The 2,271-nt window shown below is 33.8% G+C and carries 2 protein-coding genes and 1 pseudogene; all 3 read right to left on the minus strand.

Going from position 1 to position 2,271, the window contains the following annotated elements; genetic code table 11:
- Window positions 1-370 precede the first annotated feature (370 nt).
- The gene (locus DXD25_RS16525; protein ID WP_187360511.1) at window positions 371-535 is read right to left on the minus strand and encodes a hypothetical protein; all 165 of its coding nucleotides are present in this window, start codon (window positions 533-535) and stop codon (window positions 371-373) included.
- 870 nt (window positions 536-1,405) lie between these two features.
- On the minus strand, window positions 1,406-1,774 hold the full coding sequence (locus DXD25_RS16530; RefSeq protein ID WP_147327953.1) for a hypothetical protein: 369 nt from the start codon (window positions 1,772-1,774) through the stop codon (window positions 1,406-1,408).
- Window positions 1,775-2,042: 268 nt separating this feature from the next.
- Window positions 2,043-2,271 (minus strand): annotated as a pseudogene (locus DXD25_RS17330) (hypothetical protein); the annotation flags it as partial.

Below are 2,271 nucleotides of genomic sequence, written 5' to 3' on the forward strand. Positions count from 1 at the left end.
TGTTGTTACTTATTATTGCATTCAAAGGTAGTGCTTTTAGCTGTTGCACAACCCTTTTTTTGAAAAGAACGTAAAATCAATAGTTTTATTGCTGTGATTGTAGTTTTATTAACATAAAGCTCTAAAGCAGCCAAAGGAGAACAAGAGCAAGGAAGCCGTGGAGACCAACAAGGACATCGAGCAGTTGTTGCTTTCCATCCAAAAAGTTTTCGAAGTGCTTGTGGAAAATAGAACGGATTTACCTATTCCTACCATTCGGGACGACACTCGTTCGCCAGCCTCATTACGCTGGAGGCAGATGTGCTGATAAGCTTGAAGAATATACGGCAGTTTTGGGAAACAGAGCCAGCTTGGATTCCATAGCTAGAACTTATAACGGAGCCCGTTCAGGAGGACACCCGACACGATTATCCTCTCGCTCTGTTGTATAGAGCGGTTTGAAAATGTCTTCGTCAACCTTGGAGGTTACTTCCTTGTAGAACTTGTTATGCCAAGCTGACTCATCGTCGTACATACGACTCTCTCGCTTGAACATCAGCCCTGAAGGAGAACTGAACAAGTTGAATTGCTTTGTCTTTGGACTCTTTTGGAATTTTCAGTGATACCTAAAAATTTCTTTGCGGTTTTTCGTGCCCTAATCAATATCCCCCTAAAAAGACTGGTTAGTTCACATTCATAATGTTATGATTTTTTAATTAATTTGCGTAATCTTTTTTCCCACTTTTTTTCAGATATAAATGATTCTGGAAGATTTGGCAAAAAAAACAAAAAATTATTAAAATAATCGATCCAATTATGAATGACGAAGCAAAAAAAACAAATTATACTTGATAATATTTTTATTATTTTGTTCATAACAATATTGTTAAATTTTAGTAAAGGCATGTAAGCATGATAGCTTACGGTGTAGAATGTCTCAGCACCGTTGCAATACTTCAAATATGTGCGCTGCTCAAACTTGTCGTAGCCAATCTTGCTCACATAGTCGTAGCCGTATGACTTGTAGCCATGAACCTTTTCAAGCTGACCGCCGAGGTTGTAAGAATAGGTAATCTTCTCCTCGTCTGGATAAATCATCTCTAACCCGTAGTGCTTGGATTTTATATGGAAAAACTTTCAAAGATACAAGGGAAATATCCTCTGTTAAGCCCTGACGAATTTTAAGGCGGTTTATAGCCTTGTTTTGTTGATACTTTCATACGTCTTTATTTTATGTTTTATCTAAAGAACGATAGACATTTGATTTTATTGCATAGAATTGTTCTAATATGCTATTCATGAACTGTTTTATCCATTGAACATGAAACCTTAAGATTTCCTCAAAACATTTCAGTTTGACTATAACTATCATAAAATGAGGGTATGCAAACTAACATACCCTCATTTTTATTTTAGCTTTTACAACTTAATCATCATAATAACTTAATGGTCTGTTAAAAGATGGGAAATTTTTAAAATAGTAAATTTTAATTTTTGTTCCTATTTTATCACTCTCCCCCTCTTTGATTAAAGAATTTCCTGTATAAAATTTTCCATTTAAACTAAACTCATACATATAACAACTTTCTGTCCATCGATGAACCCATGACGATGTGTTTGATGTTATTATCGCTTCAGTTTGTACACCGCAATGTTCTAAAACAACAGACAAAATAGGAGATGCAAGCGCATAAATAAAAACACATACACAAATTGTAAAATAGACATTTGCAACAGTAATTTTACTGCAAATGTCTTTTTTTCTATTTTGGGATCTATTTTTTCTTCTGTTCATTTCGACTATTATTGTTTTTATAATATTCTATAATTTGAATTGCCTTTTTTATTGGACAGTAGTGAATTATGATAAATCGAGTTACTTCATTAAAATTGATTTATTATTGCTGCCATAGCCGATAATCTTGACATCTACTTTTGAATGGATTAAAGTTGGTGAACCTTGTATCTTGTATTGGAAGTAGATTGTATCTATTTTCTCTGTTGTGGCTATTTTAAGAGTTTTAACTTCGTCGAATATATCCAATGTTATCTTTTTGAATTTTTTATTGTCGCAAGCAACCACTTTTTTTAACAATATATCCTCGTTGGTCTGTCGTGTATTCAACAGCAACGTATGCTTCCAAATTATTTTTTTGAAACTCAATAGGATATTTACACTTTTTTTCCAATTCGTTTATGAACAACTCTCTATTTCTATAGCCAGGATTACTTGAGCTTACTTGGCGTACACCAAATAGTTGCGGAGATGTTTCCACAAGAGACACATTAGTA

The organism is Prevotella sp. TF12-30 (assembly GCF_003436715.1).
Taxonomy (GTDB): Bacteria; Bacteroidota; Bacteroidia; order Bacteroidales; family Bacteroidaceae; genus Prevotella; species Prevotella copri_A.